Genomic DNA, 20,033 nt, shown 5'->3' with positions numbered 1-20,033 from the left:
TTGAAACCCAATCATCAATTGAGCCCAAGCCCGGCATTGCCATCTGGTAGGCTGTGCCTAAAGATTTGGAGAACCCAATGAGCCTGAACGATCAATGGATGCAACGCGACCTCGCCGTAGTTTGGCATCCTTGCACGCAGATGAAAGACCACGAGCAACTGCCCCTTGTACCGATCAAGCGCGGCGAAGGCGTATGGCTCGAAGACTTCGATGGCAAGCGCTACCTTGATGCGGTCAGCTCCTGGTGGGTCAATGTCTTTGGCCACTGCAACCCGCGAATCAATCAACGCATCAAGGATCAGGTCGACCAACTTGAACATGTGATCCTCGCCGGGTGCAGCCACCAACCCGTCATTGAATTATCCGAGCGCCTGGTCAAGCTGACCCCGGACGGGCTCGACCGGGTGTTTTATGCCGACAACGGCTCGTCGTGCATCGAAATCGCCCTGAAGATGAGCTTTCATTACTGGCTCAATATCGGCCAACCTGCGAAGAAGCGCTTCATCACCCTGAGCAACAGCTACCACGGCGGAACCGTCGCAACCATGTCGGTCGGGGATGTCGCCCTGTTCACCGACACCTATAAAGCCCTGCTGCTCGACACGATCAAAGTCCCCAGCCCGGACTGCTACAACCGTCCGGAAGGCGTCAGTTGGGAAGAACATTCGCGCCTAATGTTCACCCATATGGAGCAAGCCCTCGCCGAGCATCATCACGAGGTTTCAGCCGTCATCGTCGAGCCGCTGATCCAGGGCGCGGGCGGTATGCGCATGTATCACCCGGTCTACCTGACGCTGCTGCGAGAGGCCTGTGACCGTTATGGCGTGCACCTGATCCTGGATGAGATAGCCGTTGGCTTTGGTCGCACCGGCACCATGTTTGCCTGCGAGCAGGCTGGGATTCGCCCGGATTTTCTATGCCTGTCCAAAGCACTGACAGGCGGCTATCTACCGCTGGCCGCCTGCCTGACCACCGACACCATTTATCAAGCCTTCTACGACGACTACTCCACCTTGCGCGCGTTTCTGCACTCCCATAGCTACACAGGCAACCCGCTGGCGTGCGCTGCGGCGTTGGCGACACTGGATATCTTCGAGCAGGACAATGTCATCGAAGCCAACCGTGCACTGAGCCAACGCATGGGCGATGCGACTGCTCATCTGGCAGACCACCCAAACGTTGCCGAAGTCCGTCAGACCGGCATGGCCCTGGCAATCGAAATGGTCGCTGACAAAGGCAGCAAGACCCCGTACCCCTGGCAGGAACGGCGCGGCCTGAAAGTCTACCAGCACGCCCTGGAACGCGGCGCATTGCTGCGTCCACTGGGCAGCGTTGTGTACTTCCTGCCGCCGTATGTAATCACCCCGGAGCAGATCGACTTTCTCGCAGAAGTGGCGAGCGAAGGGATTGATATTGCCACCCGCACCTCGGTCAGCGTGGCCCAGGGCAATAGCAACTATCCCGGCTTTCGTGATCCGGGCTAAGCGATTCAGGTGTGAATTTCAGGCTGCTAATGCCAAATATGGGAATGGAGAACGAAAGATGGAGTGGGTGTCATTAGCCCTATCGGCCAGCGCGCTGATAATTGTGGTGCTGTATGTCGGTGTTGCCAGCCCTGGGGCAAAGAGAAAACGGCTCAAGCGGGCACTCAAGGCTGTGCCTGAGTTTGATCGAGGCCAATACCTGTTCAAGCGCCGTTACCCGCACTTTGAATATGGCACCGGCAGCTATGGCGTGCCTGACGTGAAGTTCATACACGAAGGCACGACCCTGAAAATTGGCGCCTACTGCTCAATTGCCAAGGGCGTCTTGATCCTGCTTGGGGGCAACCACCGCACCGACTGGGTGAGCACCTACCCTTTCCCAGCCATGTTGAAACAAGCCCGCCATATCAAGGATTACGAAGAATCACGAGGCGATGTGCTTATCGGCAGCGATGTCTGGTTGTGCGCCAACAGCACGATTTTATCCGGCGTCACCATCGGCCATGGAGCTGTGGTGGCGGCCGGGGCGCTGGTTTGCAAGGATGTCGCACCCTTTTCGATTGTCGCGGGCAATCCCGCTCGAGTAATTGGCTGGCGTTTTGATGAGCAAACCCGTGAAGCACTGTTAGCCAGCGAGTGGTGGAACTGGCCACAAGAAGAAGTCGCCAGCGTTGTCGAGCGCCTGTGCTCTGAAGATACGGCAGATTGCCTTGAGTACCCCCCCAGCCGCAAACCAGCACCTTGAGTTTTTGTTTAATACTCGACCCTTTTGCAAACCCAAACCCCTGAGGCAGCCGCTTGCATCAACCGCGTGAGGCCTTGGTCTTTCTGGCCGGTACTCGCGAGCGCTGATGGCCCGAAGGCGTTTATTTCCAGCTCCCGAAAGAGCCGGTATCACCGGCGTCGGTGCCTTTTAATCAGGAGTTCGACACCGAGCTATACTGCCTGAGCCCACAATTGAGATGCAATTTTCTGAATTTTACCTCTGACCCCAAGTCCTAATAAGAACAATGCTGAATCTAGAGGTTCTCGCTATGGTAATGCACTACGAAACAACCGATGGTCAAGTTGCATGCGGTCGAGACAACGACAATTTGGATTCCACCAGCAAAGCAAACAAAGTGACCTGTAAAACCTGCCTTGGCTCGCATGTAATGCAGGACATTGCTGGAGCCGCGAAACCCAAGAAAAAAGCCAAGAAGCCGGCAAAGAAACAACCCAAGAAAAAAACTGTACCGAGTTCAACATTCGACTGGAAATACGAATGGGCGGTCATGTGCCATGACCTTCGACCTAATGATCGACTTCCACGCGGTTTCGAGTCGATTGAAGTCTGACGCTGAAGTGATCAAATGAGATCAAGGGCTGTCTCTTTCTACCGGATGGATAAACAGGAACAGCCCGACACTGCGTTACTTGGCTTCTTTAATCACGGTTCCCAAAGAGGCATCTTTTACCAAATAGCGGCCCTCTAACTCACTGAGAGAAACCAAGCTGTTTCGTGCCATTAAAAAGCCTACTTCGACATTTTGTTTAACATACTGGATTTCACCTGCTTTGACATTCACGACCAACTCGGCCCAGTTTTCAGCCTTCGAGCTTAGTGTGTGCTGACCAGGCTCAACATAGAAATAGATATACTCATTGGCACGTGTATATCCCATTTCGGAGTCTGACTCCTGATCATCAAGAAACACGTTAAAACGTACCAGCCCGCCAGCCAAGCTAGGGCGGACAATATAAAGCAGCCCTTTATCGGCAACCGCCTCTTTCGGCAATGTGTACCCAGCCAGCTCTGCTTGCATCTTGTCTGGTGAAGGCGTCGAGGCACATCCATAAAGAAGGCTCATGCACACAAGTGAAAGTATTTTAATTATTTTCGCAGTCATTTTTAGCTCCCTGGCTACGTGCGCCATTATCGTTATGTTAAGAGTTGCTATCACCTCAGCCTCTCAGCAAAACCGATGACCCGCCTTGTCGGTGTGCGGCGTGAGAACTCTTGGAGGGTGGGCATGGTGCGCCGAACACTAGCGGACAACACAATGCACAAGCCAAATAAAGGCAAAAAGCCATCATTCAGATTGTGCGCGCGACACTAGCACGATGCGGAAGCTTTGCTACAGGCGAATTGATGGATATGTGACAGAGGTTTTGCCCTACTGCACGAGAGCCATCAAAAAGTCAGGCCACAGTTTCAACAATCAGCTGTCACCGGTAGAGTTTGAAAAGCGTTACGCAGCGAGCTTGGAGAGTGTCTAGAAAATCCGGGGCGATTCACTCCGAGCTTTATTGAGCCGGTACAAGCTCGGACGGGGAATACTGTTTAGATGATCTCTTACCACTAAACTCCAGATAAAAAATTGGCTCTGCCCTTTTGTGGTGCCACTCAATATCAATAATCAAACCGACCTTTCCAGTCCGAACGACCTTCGCCTCATCTAAAAATCCAAAGCTGGGGCATTGCACGGCAACATAGAGATCAGGCCTTACAAAAATCTCCTGATCCCTATACCTCAAAATTAAATATCCATTAGAAAAACCTGAGCAATTAAATAGCTTTCCATACATCCTAATGGACTTGGCCACACCCAGAGAGCCGGGGGCGACCAAATCATCGCCCAGCTCGGGAAACCACGGATAAACCCCCCAAGAACCAGCCAAGTCAGTCCGCATAGGGTTTGTACCCCTGAAAGTCTTTACTGAAGTACTTTTCCGGGATATTGCCAAAGGTGTTCTTTGCAGCCTCCAGCGACCCGGTGCCTGGCTTAAAGTGGCCTGATGCGTTATCCACCGAGTAGATCTTGCCGGCCCTTATCTCAACAATGCCAGCTCCCAGAACCTGAGGATTCTCACCTCTGATAAGTGTTGGATGAGGCGTTTTCTGACCAGAGCGCGTACCCAATATCAGATTACCTTTCTGGTCGACTACATACATGAATTGACCATTTGTAGTTTTACTTCCCACCCGCCCTGAGTCAGTCAGTAACAATAAGGGGCATAACAATAGGAGACAGACCACGTTTAATTCAAATCTCAGCCAGAAAACGTGGTCTGTCCCCTATTTACCGCTCCTCAAGCTGCTGCGTCCCTGCAGTATGACGATTCTGCTTCTGGCTTATTTTTGTTGAGACCTCAGGAAAGTCTTTGGGTGTAAGTAGTCCTTTTGGACCAACTTATTCGTGAGAAGCTAAAGTCTTAGTCGCCTGATGCAAAGCCGTCATAAAGTCCTCAAGTTTGAAGTTCCATCTACCTCCCTCAATAGGGGGATAAATTTCTATCTCAATTGGTCTTCCTGGCTCATGTGATACCTCAGCCAACTGATTCGCCCCCGCCCAAATCTCGAATACACAATTCTCTCGATCTGGGGGGCTTGTTATCACAGTAGATAAAATATTCATGGCTTCGGCGGCTCCAATAAACCAATAAATTTTCCATTTGAATCGTAGCGAAGCCCACGGCCATCGGGGGCAATCACGTCCAGAATAATAGGGGACAGACCACGTATAATTCAAAATCTCAGCTAGAAAAACGTGGTCTGTCCCCTATTTACGACCTGCATGAGTCTCGGAAGTTTGTTTGTTTGGCGACTACCAAACTGCCCGAATCATGCAGGCGCTTTCAAGCTATCCAGCTGATGCAAAAGGGAATTTTGTGGGGATTCCTCAGGGTCTGCCCCCTATTTACAGTCCCCTATTTACGCCAACTAATCAGGCAACACGACCAAAGAACTCCACAATGGGGGGAGGCCAAGCTCCTCCATGCAAGTACCAAAGTCTACGAAAGACTCGACTCCCACAGCCTCAGCCGAAAACCATGTAGCCTCACACTCTTGGCAAACATACACCAATTCCCCATTAGACTTAATCTGAGCCTTGCAAACATCACCCTGCTCACATCTTGGACAAAGCATTTTTCACCTCTATTTGACAGAAACAATGGGGGACAGACCACGTTTAATTCAAAATCTCAGCCAGAAAACGTGGTCTGCCCCCTATTTACTCCCGCCATTTAACTATCTATGTATGGAGATGACTTTAGTATTTCATCAATATCCAGCTTTGCTAGCTCCGCCCACTCATGCCTTATCTGACCGAGCAGTTGTATAAATTTAAAAAAATAAAGCCTTCTTGTATCGCAATTGCCCGCTCTATTTTCAAGCTCATACTTAACCGCCATCTGCCGCACGGCTCTGGCCAAAATCCAATAAAGTAACTCATCCAAGGAACTGGTCGACTTACGATATATTTCATATCCTCGCTCAGAAGACACATAGCTAAAGCTATTTTCGTGAATCTCGACGTAAGGTGCTCCATCATCTGCGGGGGTAGTCAGGACGATCAATAACGGTTTTGGCGCATCAATTTTTGCTCCAAGCTCGGCTACCATAGATTGTAATTCACGAATAGAAGTGACCACTTTTACCTAACCTCTTTTATAAAGTGATTATCAATAAGCCATTGCACGTTAACTCTCTCAGAAAGGTCTGGCAGAATCTGCACTCCACCACCTGGCTCATTGAATGCGGGGGCAACTATCCCTTGAATCAGGAAACAATAGGGCGAACAATAGGGGACAGACCACGTTTTAATCTAAACCCTGAGTGCGTCTCGGCCTACCAGGCGTCCCGGCAACCACCGTCCTCCCCAAAGCATTCGCCACTTCTACCGCAAATTTTGGACTGCCTAGCGCATAATTACTATTAGTAGCTGAGCGGATTTGATCGACCAAACCCGGATCCAACTCATAGCGAAAAAGCTCACGGTAGGCACTAGCCCTCTGCTCACAGTCCTCACCCAGCCTACTGAACAACAAATGCGGCTTGATCAAAGACGAAGACTCGCCTTGGGCGTTCACTCGATAACTCGACCATCGATACTCGGCAGGATGATCAACCATGCCCGCTCGAACCGGATTCATCTCAATATACCGATAGCAGGCAAGCACATAGCTTTCCTCGTTCAGTAAACAGGAGCGATAACGGCCTTCCCAGAGTGTGCCACTACGACGATATGTTCGATTGATGTACTGCACATAACGCTGACCAAGCCCCTTCATCAGCCGCCCAACGCTTTCGACTGTGCTTGGGGTTATGAGCAAGTGAACGTGATTGGTCATCAGGCACCAAGCATGGACTGCGCAGCCATGCTTTTGCGCCTGATCTGCTAAGTGCTCTAAATAGAATTGATAGTCTTCATCCCTATAGAAACAAACCGAGCGGTTGTTTCCCCTCTGAATCAGATGCAGAGACATCCCAGGCAACAGTAGTCTTGCTCGACGTGGCATTGGAAACTCCTTTTCCATTCGCAACAGTCTGAGACTAGGGTAGAGTAAATCAATAGTCAGGTCGAAGGTAAACTAGAGACGGATCTATTGCCGTTCCGACTTAAAAACGTGGTCTGTCCCCTATTTAGTCGTCCCCTATTTACGATCCTGAGATGCATCAGACCAAGAAAGGTAATCAGTATTTCTTCGGGATGAAGGCCCATATTGGCGCCGATGCAGAGTCGGGATTGGTTCATCACGTCCATGGTACCGCCGCCAATGTGGCCGATGTCACACAGGTCGCCGAGTTACTGCATGGCGAAGAAAACGCGGTTTATGCGGACGCTGGATACACCGGTGTCGAGAAGCGTGAAGAGCATGAAAATCGTGAAGTGATCTGGCAAATCGCAGCGCGCCGCAGCACCTATTCCAAGTTGAATAAACGCAGCCTGCTGTACAAAGCCAAGCGCAAGATCGAGTACTGCAAAGCTCAGACACGGGCCAAGGTTGAACATCCGTTTCGGGTGATCAAGCGGCAGTTTGGTTACGTTAAAGTGCGCTTTCGTGGATTGATGAAAAACACAGCTCAGTTGACCACGCTGTTCGCCCTGTCAAACCTGTGGATGGCTCGAAAACAGCTGATGGGTATGGACGAGTTGCGTGCTTAACACGGAAGACCAGACGAAATAGCCCTCAATACACGAAGCATCGGTCGTTTTTTGGCAAATAGCGGTGCGTCCCGAGGAAATTTCGACTTGCCGCCGCCGTGCGGCAAGTTGATCGGAGCATCCCTAGCGCCCGCTCAGGCCGAGCAGAAACTTAACGTCGTGTCCGGAATTAGTTGACCACTACAGAGTAGTCCAACTACGAGTAGTTTTATCAAAGCTTAGCTTTACCGCTCCGCCATTAGCTTTTGGACCATTAACTCACAGAAATAAAGCCCAAACCCTCACTAATCATTATTTCTTCTGGGATCTCGCCATAGACAAAAAGCTCATCCCCTAAATTTAAAATGGATAGGCGCGCGCCGTTATCAAATGAGAGCGCAATGCCTATCACTGCATCCTCCGCCGAGGACTGTACAAGCGAAGCTGAAACCAATCTCCTTCCCACAATATTGGAAAAACAAGGCTCATCAGAGATACGAAAAACATCTTGCCTACCGTATTCACCTAAGTCGCAACCAACAATAGGATCCAAAGAAAAACATAGCGAAGCTCCATCGCTCCCACAATAGAGCTTCCCAAGCTCCGCAACATTAAATTGAAGGCCAACCTCTTGAGGAGAAGAATCCCTCTCTGAAGCAAAGATATGGAATAGAGCATTTACTGAAAGCAGTTTCGTCCCCAGCACTGTCAGCAACCAGGAAATCATCAGCTCAGGAAGCCTCATTATCTGCCGCCTCCCTTCAGTGCGTTCTGCACAGATGTATTCTGAGTCACTCCATCCTTCAGGATCGTAACGAACGTCCCATCAGGTTTAGTAACAACTACATCATTACCCTTAATCCTGAAGAACACATCACCCCGTGCGCCATTTGCTCCTTGCCCTGCAAAAGTTCCAGGAATGACCTTTTCAGGGCTATTACCAACATCATGAATTTTATCGAGCACCATTTTACGGTCTGTAGGGCTGCCTGCATTGCCCCCAAAATCCTCAACGTGCTTACCAAGCTTCTTACCTAACTGCTTCGAGTCAACCTTAAATGAATAATAGGGGACAGACCACGTTTAATTCAAAATCCCAGCTAGAAAAACGTGGTCTGTCCCCTATTTACGCTCAGTAAGATTTGGAGCACTTACTGCTGCTTTTGCACCATCAAACCTTCGGCACTATTGAAAACAAGGCTCCACTCATTGAGTAACTGCCTATATAGCTCCTTGCCTTCTCTGAACTTCTTTTCAAGAAGGCAGAGTCCAACTCTCCAGGCTCTTGATCGCAATACCAATTGTCATAGGTCTGTTCGGGATACTCGTCAACCAGTTGATATACATCCCCTCCGAGCACTGGGAATCCTAAAGCTTCAAGCTCGTTAATGGCACGTACGGCTTCATCACGCTCCAAGGCCCAGTTCTTTACTCCCACACAACTCAGAGAAACCCCACAGTTTAGGATGGAGTCAATCTGCTCTGACCATATAACACTCATAGCTCACTGCCCCGGATTCGGCTTAAACAGACGATGATTAATTGTTCCATCCGGCTCCTTTATGAACTCAACAATAGGGGACAGACCACGTTTTAATCTAAACCCTGAGTGCGTCTCGGCCTACCAGGCTTTCCGGCAACCACCCTCCTCCCCAAAGCATTCGCCACTTCTGCCGCAAATCTTGGACTGCCTAGCGCATAATTACTATTCGTAGTGAAATAATAGGGGACAGACCACATTTAATCCAAAATCTCAGCCAGAAAACGTGGTCTTTACTCTATTCCCTTATGCCGACTGCCTCAGGCACCTGTAGCGATGCTCAAAGCGGCACTAGTGCCTGCGCACAACACGGGCGTCAAACAGGCTAAACTGCGCGTCCCTGCATTCAGTTAATAGTTTGCCCATGCGCCTATCTCGCTTTTTTATCGATGCCCCGCTCTCCATTGGCCAGCATGCGCTGCCTGAGGCGCAGGCTCATTACATCAGCCGCGTGCTGCGCCATGGCGTTGGCGATGCGGTGCAATTGTTCGATGGCAGCGGCAATGAGTTTCTTGGCGAGTTGATCGAGGTGGGCAAAAAGGCCGTCAGTGTTGAGCTGCGCCAGTGCATCGCAGGTCAGCCGGAGTCGCCGCTGAGCATTCATCTGGGTCAGGGGTTGTCCCGTGGCGAGCGAATGGATTGGGCGATCCAGAAAGCCACGGAGCTGGGTGCAACCGAGATCAGCCCGATCGTCAGCGAGCGGTGTGAAGTCAGGCTCAAGGATGAACGTGCTGACAAGCGCATGGCGCATTGGCGGCAAGTGGCGATTAGCGCTTGTGAGCAGTGCGGTCGCTCGGTGGTGCCGCTGATCCATCCACCCATCAGCCTGAATGACTGGCTGGCGCAGATAGATGCACAGCTGAAACTGGTGCTGCACCCGGTTGCAGAACCGCTGGAAAGCCACGCCAAGCCCCAGTCGCTGGCATTCCTGATCGGCCCTGAAGGCGGCTTGAACGACGCCGAGGTCGAGCAGGCTAAAGCCCAGGGCTTCCATGCGGCGCGTTTAGGTCCACGGGTATTGCGCACTGAAACGGCGCCTGTGGTGGCACTGAGTGTGGCGCAGCAATTGTGGGGCGATTTTTAAGCCCAGCGGCCCCAACGCAAAACGCCAGCTTGCGCTGGCGCCTGCAACGACCACTCAACCTAGATCAGGCCTGCGTCTTCCAGTAACTGCTCAAGTGCAATCAGGTCGGGGATCTTCAGCACATCATCGCCAATTTGCACCGCATCCAACTCCAGCGTGGCCAGGCTGGCGCCGGGCACTGTCACCAGGTCGTTGGCGACCTTTACCGAGCGCGGAATCCCCTGCACCAGCAGGGCGATAAACTTAACCTTGTCCCGGCCGCCGGCTGCGTTGATCACAGCCACCCGGGCGTTGCCGCCGATTTGCGCCTGGCCGTCACTGGCCGCTTCGAATGACAACAGCGGCAGACGCAGATCCCGCCAGTTGATCTGCCCCAAGAACCATGCTGGCATGCCTGCGCTGGTTTGGGGTGCGCGATAGGGGATCAACTCGGCAACCACTACGTTAGGCAATAGCAGCGTGCGGTCTGCCAGCGGGATAGCCAGGCATGTGAGGCTGGCGATGCTGTTTTCGATGGTTTGGCTCATGGATAGGTCCTGATCAGGCATTCGAATGGCGGCACTGCTCTGCCAGATGATTAACCAGCCCGAGCGCTAGTTCGCGCGGGTCGGCGCTGTAGTCGCTATACCCTCCCTCACGCAGGCTATCGGGCATGCTTGGGCACAGGCAAGTGTCGGCGCGCTGGGTCCAGACAAGTGCATTCTGGCGCTTGACGTATGCAGCGGCTGCACTGCCGTCGCTGCCCATGCCGCTAAAGACGATCACGCCGCACTGGTTGCCAAACTGCTGGGCCAGATTCAACATCATCTGGTCAATCGAAGGGCTGTAAGGCTCGGGCCAGGCACGCTGGGTAATGTGCATGGCGCCGTCGCCATCAAACTCAAGTTCACGGCTGATCGGCACAACTATCACTTCCCCGCAACGCACAGTGTCACCGTCCCGTGCCGGGTTGACATGCCATTGGCTGTGCTCCGTGGGGGTGGCCCCGCCCACCCGCCTGCGGCAATACCGACTCAAAACTGGCATCGATGTGCTGTGCGTATATGAATCCAATTGGCAAGCCGCCGGGTAGCGCATCCAGAAAAGCCTTCACCGCTGCCGGGCCACCCATTGATGCAGCCAACAGCCAGACCTGCCGCGCAGGCTCGCCAACAACCAGTTGCGTATTTGCCAGCGCTTGCGGCAGTTCCAGGCGTGTTGGACGCTGCGCCTCGGCCAGTAGCGCCTCAAGCGTAGGCCCGACCGCTTTTGACGGATCGCCCACCAGCTTCTTGAGCTTGGCAAACAGGCTGCGCTCCCAGCGCGGATAGTTCTCGGAGTGGCGCTCAGGCGCATGGCCTTCCCCAAACAGCACCGGAGCAGAGGTGGTTTCGAGCAGGTTATCGACCAATGGCGAGTCGTCCGACTGGGCCAGGTCCACCAGCCACAGGTCAGCCTCGCAGGCCTGCAACGCCTCTTCGTCAAGGCGCGCTGGATCACTGTTCATCACCACTTCATAGCCACTGCCCGCCAGCGCCTGCTGCAGCACATGGCGCTGCAGGGATGTATCGGCAATAACGGCGATGCGAGCGGTGGCTTTCTCGGGCATGTGCGCTTAACCAGCTGATTGATGCCAATAACGGCGATGCGAGCGGTGGCTTTCTCGGTCATGTGCGCTTAACCAGCTGATTGATGCTCTCAAGCAAGAGCGACTCTTGGTAAGGCTTGCCCAAGTACTCGTTGACCCCGATGCTCAGTGCCCGCTCACGGTGTTTTTCACCGGTACGCGAGGTGATCATGATGATCGGCAAGTCCTTGAGACGTGAGTCGTGGCGGACCAGGGTCGCCACCTCAAAACCATCCATGCGCGGCATTTCGATATCCAGCAGCATGATGTCCGGCTTGTGCTCTTGCAGCAGCGAGATGGCATCGACACCATCCTTGGCGGTCAGCACGTTCATACCGTTACGCTCAAGCAAGCGGCTGGTTACTTTACGCACGGTTACCGAGTCATCGACCACCATCACCAGCGTTGGCCGATCAGCTTCAATCTCCGCCTCGCTGGCTTTGTGGCTGACCAGGCGAGGTTGCATCTGGTTAAGCAGGTGGGCGTGCAACACACGGATGGTGGCCAGCAGGTCGAGAATAACCACCACGCGGCCGTCCCCAAGGATGGTCGCACCGGAAATACCGTGAACACCGGCAAATTGCGGACCGAGGCTTTTCACCACGATCTCACGGGAACCGGCCAGCGAATCAACCTGCACCGCGACCGTATGCTCGCTGGAGCGCACCAGGATCACCGGCAGCGGCAGGCTTTGCCCAACCAGTTTGGGTTGCTGGCCGTTGTTGAGCAGGTCACCGAGATAACGCAATTCGTAAGCCTGGCCCGCGTACTCGAAGCGTGGTGCATCCGGTGCGTAATAGGCCTCAAGTTCGTATGGCGAAACGCGCACGATACCTTCGATGGTGTTCAGCGGAATCGCGTAGAGATCCTCGCCGGAATACACCATCAATGCACGGTTGACCGACACGGTAAATGGCAGGCGAATCAGGAAGCTGGTGCCCACGCCCGGCGTCGAGTCGATACTCATCGAACCGCCGAGTTGCTTGACCTCCGAATGCACCACATCCATGCCGACGCCACGACCCGAGACTTGCGTAACCTTCTCAGCGGTGGAGAAACCCGCCTCGAGGATGAACTGCAAGACTTCGTAATCGCTAAGGTCGGAATCCGCATCCATCAGGCCGCGTTCGATGGCCTTACGACGCACCGCGTCGCGGTTGATCCCGCCACCATCATCGGTCAGGGTCAAGGCGATATCACCGCCTTCACGGCCCAGGTTCAGGCGAATGGTGCCTTGCGCGGGCTTGCCAGCTGCGCGGCGCGCATCGGCTGACTCGATACCGTGGTCCACGGCGTTACGCAACATGTGCTCAAGCGGCGCGACAATGCGTTCGAGAACGGTACGGTCCATCTCGCCATCGGCATTACCGACCACGAACTCAACCTGCTTGCCCAACTCGCCCGCTACCTGACGAACGATCCGCCGCAGACGCGGTATCAAGCGCTCGAATGGCACCATGCGCGTACGCATCAGGCCTTCTTGGAGCTCGGTATTGACCCGTGCCTGTTGCAGCAGCAGTGTCTCTGCGTCGCGGTTACGGGCGGCCAGGGTTTCTTTGAGGTCAAGCAAGTCAGACGCCGACTCGAACAAGGCACGCGACAAGGTTTGCAGCTGTGAGTGACGGTCCATTTCCAGCGGGTCGAAATCCTCGTAGCCGGAACGCTCAGCCTCGGCCTGATAACTGCTGAGGATTTGCGCCTGGGTTTCGGTATCCAGACGTCGCAACTGGTCACGCACCCGGTCAATGGTCGCTTCCATCTCGCTGAGGGTGAAACCAAAGTCACTGACCTGCTGCTCTACCCGGCCACGGAAAATCGAGGTCTCACCCGCCAGGTTAACCAGCCCCTCAAGCAGCTCGGCTGGCACCTTGACCAACTCCTGCGGAGCACGACGCGATGCGGCCTCCTGCGCAGCTTCCTGGGCGCGGCGAACAAAAGGCAAGACCTTGTTCACCAGTTCCTGGGCCGGCATGGCACTGGCAGCGACAATAGGCGCGGACAGGTTTGCCTGGTAATCCGCCACAGGTGCAGACGGCGCAGCCTCAACCGGAGCATCAAGGTGCTCATTGGCCAGGCGCTCACGCAACAGCTCGACTTCGTTGACCAGCCCTTCGTAACCCGACTGCACATCGAGGAAAATACTTTCTGGCCAAGGCGCAGGTTGTTGTTGCGCTTCGCTCAGATGCTGCTCGAGGTCGTGCGCCTGGTCGCCCAAGCGCTTCTGGCCCGCCAGGCGAGCACCGCCCTTGAGGGTGTGCAGGACACGCAGGATGTCATCAATGGCGCTGGAATCGTCACGGTTGACATCCCAATGGCCCACTGCAACTTCCATGGCTTCGAGCAGGTCGTCGGCTTCCTCGAGGAAGATATCGAGGATGTCCGACTCCTCTGCGGCATCGCTGGAGTCCTCAACCGCCTGCAGGTGAACGCTGGACGGCATGCTCAGCTGTTGGCCCGGATTGTTGCGGAACTGCTTGATGGCCTCGATCAACGCCTCGCCATTGGGCACGGGGCGCTGATCACGAACCGCTTCAAGCATGGCCGCCAGGCTGTCGTGGGCAAGTTGCAGCAAGGCAAATAGCTCAGGGCTCGCACGCAGGCGCCCGTCGCTCAGGCCTTCATAAAGAAATTCAAGCTCATGGGCAAGATCACCAACCTCTGCAATCTCGGACATCCGCGCGCCCCCCTTGAGGGTGTGCAGATCGCGCTGCAGAGATTCCAGCTCAAGGCTGTTATCGACATCGTTGATCCAACGCTGAAAGGCCGCAGCCGAACTGTCGAGCAGATCAAAACCTTCCTCAAGGAAAATCTCGACCAGCTCCTGGTCACGTTCGTCATTGAGCGGTGTTGGCAACACGGGCTCAGCGACGGGCTCGGCTGACATGCTCAGTTCAGGTAGCGGCTCGCCTTCATCCGGCACGGCATCAAGTGCTTCGAAATCCGCTTGTTCAGCCGCGACGTCCTCGCCTTGCGGCACTTGAGCATCAACTGGCTCGGCGTCGAGGGCCTGCTCAAGTGCTGGAGCTTCATCTTCTGGCTGATCGATCGCAGGCTGTTCAAACTCTTCGTCAAGTTCAGCCAACGGCATTTCGTTTTCAGGCTCGGCAGCTTCGCGGTCGTCGCCCACAGGCTCATCGAGCGGCTGGTTATCCGCGTTCGCCTGGTCACCACGAATAAAGGCGGCAATGGCAGCAATCAAGTCATCAGCCGGAGCGATATTGGCTCGGGCTTGCATTTGTTCGACTTGCACGGCCAACCGGTCGTGACTTTGCTGGAGCAAGCCGGTGAGTTCCGGTGCAACATCCAGCCGACCATCGAGCAGACGCTCATAAAGGGTCTCAAGCTCATGACCAAGATCGCCCACCGGCTTGATATTGGCCATGCGCGCGCCACCCTTGAGGGTATGCAGGTCACGATATAGCGCTTGCAGCGGCGTCTTGTCCTCAGGATTGGCCAGCCACTGGTCGAGCGAAACACTGGCGCTCTCCAGCAGGTCGACCGCTTCCTCCAGGAAGATCTCGACCATTTCACTGTCCAGGGCCTCATAGGCATTGGCATCGGCTGATTGCTCATCAAGCTCCTGCCCGGACGCTGTTTCAGCTGTGCTTGCAGGCAACTCGGTGTCTTCCGCCGGGTCGACAAAGCCGTCTTCAGCCGCGGCCTCATCTGCCTGCGACTGCAGCGCGGCAGTGGCGGCATCCAGTTCGACAATATCAATACCGTTGTTATCGGGGCTCGACAACAATGCCAGCTTGGACGGGTCTAGCGCCTCGCCAAGCAGGAGCCGCAGGGCTTCGACACGTTGCGGCTCGGCACTGACCTGCAATCCCGCTGCAACCTGGTCCATCATTCCGATCAGCGCTTCATGGGCAAGTTCTGCCTCGCTGAAGAAACGCTCGCTAACCGCCAGGCTGCCTTCCTCGACTGCGCCATACAGATCAAGCAATGCCTCGCACAGCTCATCGATTTGCGGCAACTCGGCCATTTCAGCGCCACGCCCGAGCATGGTCAGCTCATCAAGCAAGGCGCTGAGCTCCTGACGCTCGAACGGATGCTCGCGCCAGTTGCGCAACAGCTTCTCGGCATCGAGCAGGATGTCCATGCCTTCAGCCAGGAAAATGCTGATCAACTGGGGATCGCGCACCTCGCCCAACTCACTTTTGCGATTGCTTTCGGCCGTATCCAGGCGTTCCTGGTGCAGCTTTTGTACATCGTCGAGAAAGGCTTGCGCACCCGGCAGCACCGCCAGCGGATGTTCTTCAAGCTGGGCAAGCGCGAGGCGGAACAACTGTTCGGCGCGACGCAACAGGTCTGCCTCGGAGATATCCAGGGCGATCAGGTTGGTCTTGAATTCCTTGACCAGCTTTTCCAGCGGCGCTGCGATCTCGGCGACCGGCAAAATGCCCGCCATGTAGGCGCTGCCTTTAAGCGTGTGCAAGGCTCGCTGCAAATCATCGGTAACCGGCTGCGGCAACTCGCGCTCGCAATCCGCCAGGAAACGCAGCAAGGTCTCGAGGTGGGTTTCAGCTTCGCTGCGGAAGATATCCAGCAACTGCGGGTCGAGCATCTCATCGCGCTCGCCCGAGGCCGGCAGGACATCCGCTGCTGCAACGGATTCAGCGGGAGCCGTGGCCACGGACGGGCTAATACGTTGCCCCTTGGCCAGGGCATGGGCAGTCATTGCCAGCAGGTCGACATCATCACGCTGGCGCTGCGCCTTATTGGCATATTCGCTGACCAGTTCGGGGATCAGCTTGATCACCTCGCTGATTACCTGCTGCACATCCGCATCGGCTTCGATGCTGCCGTCCAACACTCGATTGAGCAGGTTTTCTACCGACCAGGCCAACTCGCCAATCACCAGAGCACGGACCATCCGGCCACTGCCCTTGAGCGTGTGAAAGGCCCGGCGAACCTCAATCAGGGCTTCCTTGTTCTGTGTATCGGCGCACCATTGCGGATAATACTCGGCGATGGTTTCGAGCACTTCACCGGTTTCTTCAATGAAGACTTCAGCCAGCTCGTCATCGAATGGCTCTTCATCGGCAGGTGGCGGCAACAAGCTCGGCGGCACATCGTGCGCAGGCGGATTAACCACCTGTGCGGGAGCTGCCATGACATCCGCGATGGACAGCGGTTTTTCAGCCTCGTCGCCTGAGGCTTGTTCAGGCTCGCTCAGGCTCGGCAGCTCAACGTCCGGCAGGCCCAATGCGGCGATATCTTCATCATTCCAGCTGGCTTGCGGCTCCAGGGAGTCGAGACTAAAGGCCTCAAGCTGCAAGTCTGGGTCATCCAGTGAAAATGCCGGGCTTTCATCCAACTGCATTGTTGGCAGTTGTTCATCGGCAGGCGCATCGGCTGGTTCGAACTCCAGCTCGCCAAAGTCAAAGTCGACCAACTCGATATCGTTTTCGCTGTTGTCCTCGACCGGCGTGATCTCGGCCAGGTCGAAGTTCAGCTCATCATTACTGGCCGATTCGAGATCAGCAAAGTCAGCATTCAAGTCGTCAGGCGCTGGCTCAGACTTTGGCGTTTCGGCATCGAGTTGCTGCTCGAGCGCCGTCTCGAAGCTGTCACTCGACAGGTCGATATCCAAGGGCACGTCTGGCTCGGCAATCGAATCAGCGCTGATTACCTCGATATCGTCCAGCGGGTTGGCCAAGGGCTCGAAATCAGTTTCGCCAAGGTCCAGGTCAAAATTTGGCAACGCGGATTGCGGGTCGGCTTCAGTGCTGGCATCGAGTTCAGGTGATGCTTGTGACTCGGGTTCTGCAAACGCCTGCGGCGCATCAGCCTCCTGAGGCTGGTCAAGAATCGACGCCTTTTCGTGCAGCGGATAACCCAGGCTCTCAAGGCTTTCTTCAGCCACGTCGAGAATCAAGTTGCCCTGGCTGGCGTGATCATCGCCCAAGCGCTCAAGGTAGTACTCGACGCTGGTAATCGCATCGGCCAAGGTGTCGAGGCTTTGCCAGTTAGGTACGGCCTTGCGCGCCAGCAGTTGTTCCTGAATGTAGCGGTTGCAGGCATTGAGCAGTTGCGCGGCGCGCTCCAGTGGAATCATCGCCAAGCCGCCGCGCACTTGCGTCAGCAGCTCAGGCACGCGGGCCAGGTGATCGTGATTCCACTGCGAGGCAATGAATTCGATAATCGCATCCTTGGCTTGCTCGAGGCCGGTACGCGCCTCCTTGATCACCAACTGGTGGATTTGCCCAACGTCGGTCGTTGGAAAATGGTTTTCTTCACTGGTGCCCTCTTCCGAGGGGCCAACCATGCCGGCCAGCGTCGCCTCGACATAGAGCAGCGCGCCCGCCACATCCATCAACACGGCATCGCTCGGCTCGCGCAAGCCTTGGGCCAAGCCTTGCACCACGGCAATCTGGTCGATAATGACCTTGCGCGGCTGGGCAAAGCCCAACACCGCCAAGGTGTCCGAGATCTGCTTGAGCGGCGCAAGCAGGGATTCCAGCTCGACAATTTGTACGCGGTCGCTGCGCACAAACAGATCAAGACTGTCTTTGACCCGAACCAACTCCTCACACAGCGCACCGACTACCGAACGCATGGCATTGCGATCCGGTCCTGCCAGGTTGGCACGTTCGGCGTCTACCGTTTCATCGTCTGGCAAGGCTTCATCCAGGCGATATTGTTCCTTCAACGCGGCTATGCGCGGGGTCTGGTTGTTGGCCTTGGCGACGTAGAACAGCAGGTTCTTGATCAACTCATCCGGCGCAGGCTGGTTGAACCCCTCCGCGCCCTGGCTCATCAAGCGCTTGAGTTCTTTATCGACCTCACGCAACAGGCCGCGTACCGAACTGCCATTGGCGATACTGCCGCTGGCCAGGCCTTCAACGACACCCGAAGCGGTCTGCCACAACGCGCCGAGCGGGGCGTCCTTGCACAAGGCTTCGAGGCGGGCAAATACCCGCGCCATGTAACCCAGGTTGGTTGGCAGGTCTTGGTTACGCAGCACCCCCACCAAGGCCATCTGCAGCATTTGCCGCAGCTTGCGCAGCAGGCCCGGCAACTCGGCGTTGTAGCGCTGGGCCAGCGACTCAATCGACAGCGCAGGCGCCCGCGAGGACATGTCCGGGGTGAACAGGCTGGTTTCCGAGAGCAGCTTTTCACCGCGCGCCGAACGCAGGTCATTGAGCAGAGGCAGCACGACCATTGGCAGGTCGCGACGCGCAGTCTGGATTCGGTCCAGATAAACCGGCATTTGCAAGATAGCCTGCATCAGCACTTCCAGGGCTTCACCCTGGTTGCCGACACGACCTTCCATCAACGCTTGCGAGAGGTGTTCCATCTCTTCCGCGAGCAGAGCCGCGCCGTGGAATTCAACCATCTGCAAGGTACCGTGCACCTGATGCACGTAGGTCAAGCAAAACCGCATGCGCGTTGGGTCTTGAGGGTTCTCTACGAACGACTCAAGCGCCTGACGTGCCTGCTTCAGGGTTTCTGCTACTTCGCCTTTGACCCACTCCAGGGCGACATAGTCGTGCCGATCACCCATAGTCACTCCGCTCATAACTTGCCCTTACGGGTAAACGCCAGAACTCGCTCGTCGGCGACCGGTATCAAATCCGGATGCTGCCAACCCGCCACTTCGCCAACTCCAATAACCAGCAGACCACCCGGTGCAAGGCGCTCTGCCAGGCAATTGAGGATCTCACGGCGACGCCAGCGACGAAAATAAATCAACAAGTTCTGACAAAAAATAACGTCCATACCGGCCATTGGCCCCTTTTCCAACTCCAGTACATTGAGCTTGGCGCAACATACTTGCGACGCCAGTTCCGGTAATACCTTGAAGCCGCCATCGGGCTCAGCGGAAAAATAACGCTGAGCTATATGCGCCTCTAACTGCTCAAGCTTGCGCGCCGCAAAACGCCCTTCACGGGCCTTGCTCAACGCGTTGAGGCTGATATCGGTGCCGGTCACCGCATAATGTGCAGGCAATCCGGCATCCTCCAGCACCTGGGCGGCAGTGATGGCCAATGAATACGGCTCCTCACCACTGGAGCAACCCCCGCTCCACAATTCCCATGGCTTCTTCAGCGGCTGCTGCAACCGAGATTGCAGGTAACGCTCAAGCACATCAAATGAGGCACGATGACGAAAAAACCGGGTCTCCTGAACCGTTAACCGATCCAGCAGCACAGACCACTCAACCGCGCCACGCGGGCCATCAGTCACCTGACGATAGTAGTCGGCGTATTCATTGACACCCAGCTCCCGCATGCGCGAACTCAGGTTGGTCTGCAAAAACGCCTTGCGCTGCTCCTGAATCACGACACCAGTACGATCTTCGAGCAGAACCTGCCAGCTGTGGAATTCGTCGTTAGACATTTCCAGGACTGGCTGCAAGGCCCACGCACCATGCGGGTTGTCGTGACGTTCGGTCATAATCCTG

Annotated in this window: 16 protein-coding genes and 2 pseudogenes; 5 read left to right on the top strand and 13 right to left on the bottom strand. The window is 55.3% G+C overall.

Annotated elements, in window-relative coordinates:
* Positions 1–77: 77 nt before the first annotated feature.
* The 3 genes from PSES9_RS0107805 (at position 78) to PSES9_RS0107795 (ending at position 2,821) form a co-directional block, all read left to right on the top strand.
* Positions 78–1,484: an adenosylmethionine--8-amino-7-oxononanoate transaminase gene (locus PSES9_RS0107805; RefSeq protein WP_010485721.1), complete on the top strand. Its 1,407-nt coding sequence runs from the start codon at positions 78–80 to the stop codon at positions 1,482–1,484.
* A 58-nt stretch (positions 1,485–1,542) separates the two neighbouring features.
* Positions 1,543–2,229: a CatB-related O-acetyltransferase gene (locus PSES9_RS0107800; protein WP_010485711.1), complete on the top strand. Its 687-nt coding sequence runs from the start codon at positions 1,543–1,545 to the stop codon at positions 2,227–2,229.
* A 289-nt stretch (positions 2,230–2,518) separates the two neighbouring features.
* Positions 2,519–2,821, top strand: a complete 303-nt coding sequence (locus tag PSES9_RS0107795) for a hypothetical protein (protein ID WP_010485710.1) — start codon at positions 2,519–2,521, stop codon at positions 2,819–2,821.
* Positions 2,822–2,896: 75 nt separating this feature from the next.
* Here PSES9_RS0107795 and PSES9_RS0107790 read toward each other — a convergent pair whose 3' ends face one another.
* From PSES9_RS0107790 to PSES9_RS0107770, 6 genes are all read right to left on the bottom strand, one after another.
* Complete coding sequence (locus PSES9_RS0107790) at positions 2,897–3,289, bottom strand: DUF2846 domain-containing protein (RefSeq protein ID WP_010485705.1); 393 nt, start codon at positions 3,287–3,289, stop codon at positions 2,897–2,899.
* Positions 3,290–3,770: 481 nt separating this feature from the next.
* A complete protein-coding gene (locus PSES9_RS0107785) occupies positions 3,771–4,157 on the bottom strand; it encodes a DUF6960 family protein (RefSeq protein ID WP_010485703.1) in 387 nt (128 codons plus the stop codon).
* Positions 4,147–4,419 (bottom strand): hypothetical protein, encoded by a 273-nt coding sequence (locus tag PSES9_RS0107780; protein WP_010485702.1) that lies wholly within the window; start codon positions 4,417–4,419, stop codon positions 4,147–4,149. The genes PSES9_RS0107785 and PSES9_RS0107780 overlap by 11 nt, the downstream gene beginning before the upstream one ends.
* 1,073 nt (positions 4,420–5,492) lie before the next feature.
* On the bottom strand, positions 5,493–5,900 hold the full coding sequence (locus tag PSES9_RS0107775; RefSeq protein WP_029529434.1) for an Imm63 family immunity protein: 408 nt from the start codon (positions 5,898–5,900) through the stop codon (positions 5,493–5,495).
* Positions 5,901–5,902: 2 nt separating this feature from the next.
* Entirely contained in the window at positions 5,903–6,019 is a 117-nt protein-coding gene (locus PSES9_RS25680; RefSeq protein ID WP_443216052.1) for a hypothetical protein, read from the bottom strand.
* A gap of 49 nt (positions 6,020–6,068) precedes the next feature.
* Positions 6,069–6,767, bottom strand: coding sequence for a transposase (locus tag PSES9_RS0107770; protein WP_010485698.1), 699 nt, complete (start codon positions 6,765–6,767; stop codon positions 6,069–6,071).
* A gap of 143 nt (positions 6,768–6,910) precedes the next feature.
* Between PSES9_RS0107770 and PSES9_RS23140 the strand changes: the two are divergent.
* Positions 6,911–7,414 (top strand): annotated as a pseudogene (locus PSES9_RS23140) (IS5 family transposase); the annotation flags it as partial.
* Positions 7,415–7,667: 253 nt separating this feature from the next.
* On the opposite strand, the gene PSES9_RS0107760 reads toward PSES9_RS23140, so the two are convergent.
* From PSES9_RS0107760 to imm40, 3 genes are all read right to left on the bottom strand, one after another.
* Complete coding sequence (locus PSES9_RS0107760; protein ID WP_010485693.1) at positions 7,668–8,138, bottom strand: hypothetical protein; 471 nt, start codon at positions 8,136–8,138, stop codon at positions 7,668–7,670.
* Positions 8,138–8,362 carry a hypothetical protein gene (locus tag PSES9_RS0107755; RefSeq protein ID WP_029529433.1) on the bottom strand — a complete coding sequence of 75 codons (225 nt, stop codon included), beginning with the start codon at positions 8,360–8,362 and terminating at the stop codon, positions 8,138–8,140. The genes PSES9_RS0107760 and PSES9_RS0107755 overlap by 1 nt, the downstream gene beginning before the upstream one ends.
* Positions 8,363–8,564: 202 nt before the next feature.
* Positions 8,565–8,894 (bottom strand): Imm40 family immunity protein, encoded by a 330-nt coding sequence (gene imm40, locus PSES9_RS23135; protein ID WP_010485691.1) that lies wholly within the window; start codon positions 8,892–8,894, stop codon positions 8,565–8,567.
* 403 nt (positions 8,895–9,297) lie between these two features.
* Here imm40 and PSES9_RS0107745 point away from each other — a divergent pair, with 403 nt between their 5' ends.
* Positions 9,298–10,017, top strand: a complete 720-nt coding sequence (locus PSES9_RS0107745) for a 16S rRNA (uracil(1498)-N(3))-methyltransferase (protein WP_010485690.1) — start codon at positions 9,298–9,300, stop codon at positions 10,015–10,017.
* A gap of 59 nt (positions 10,018–10,076) precedes the next feature.
* Here PSES9_RS0107745 and PSES9_RS0107740 read toward each other — a convergent pair whose 3' ends face one another.
* The 4 genes and pseudogenes from PSES9_RS0107740 to PSES9_RS0107725 form a co-directional block, all read right to left on the bottom strand.
* On the bottom strand, positions 10,077–10,544 hold the full coding sequence (locus PSES9_RS0107740) for a chemotaxis protein CheW (protein ID WP_029529432.1): 468 nt from the start codon (positions 10,542–10,544) through the stop codon (positions 10,077–10,079).
* 13 nt (positions 10,545–10,557) lie between these two features.
* A pseudogene (locus PSES9_RS23130) lies at positions 10,558–11,605 on the bottom strand (chemotaxis protein CheB).
* 58 nt (positions 11,606–11,663) lie between these two features.
* On the bottom strand, positions 11,664–19,133 hold the full coding sequence (locus PSES9_RS0107730) for an Hpt domain-containing protein (protein ID WP_010485686.1): 7,470 nt from the start codon (positions 19,131–19,133) through the stop codon (positions 11,664–11,666).
* Between the two features lie 11 nt (positions 19,134–19,144).
* Positions 19,145–20,026, bottom strand: coding sequence for a protein-glutamate O-methyltransferase (locus PSES9_RS0107725; protein WP_010485684.1), 882 nt, complete (start codon positions 20,024–20,026; stop codon positions 19,145–19,147).
* Positions 20,027–20,033: the final 7 nt, after the last annotated feature.

The organism is Pseudomonas sp. S9 (genome assembly GCF_000222125.1).
GTDB lineage: Bacteria > Pseudomonadota > Gammaproteobacteria > Pseudomonadales > Pseudomonadaceae > Aquipseudomonas > Aquipseudomonas segetis.
The sequence above is the reverse complement of the archived record's forward strand: the minus strand, read 5'-3'. Positions and strand labels throughout refer to the sequence as shown.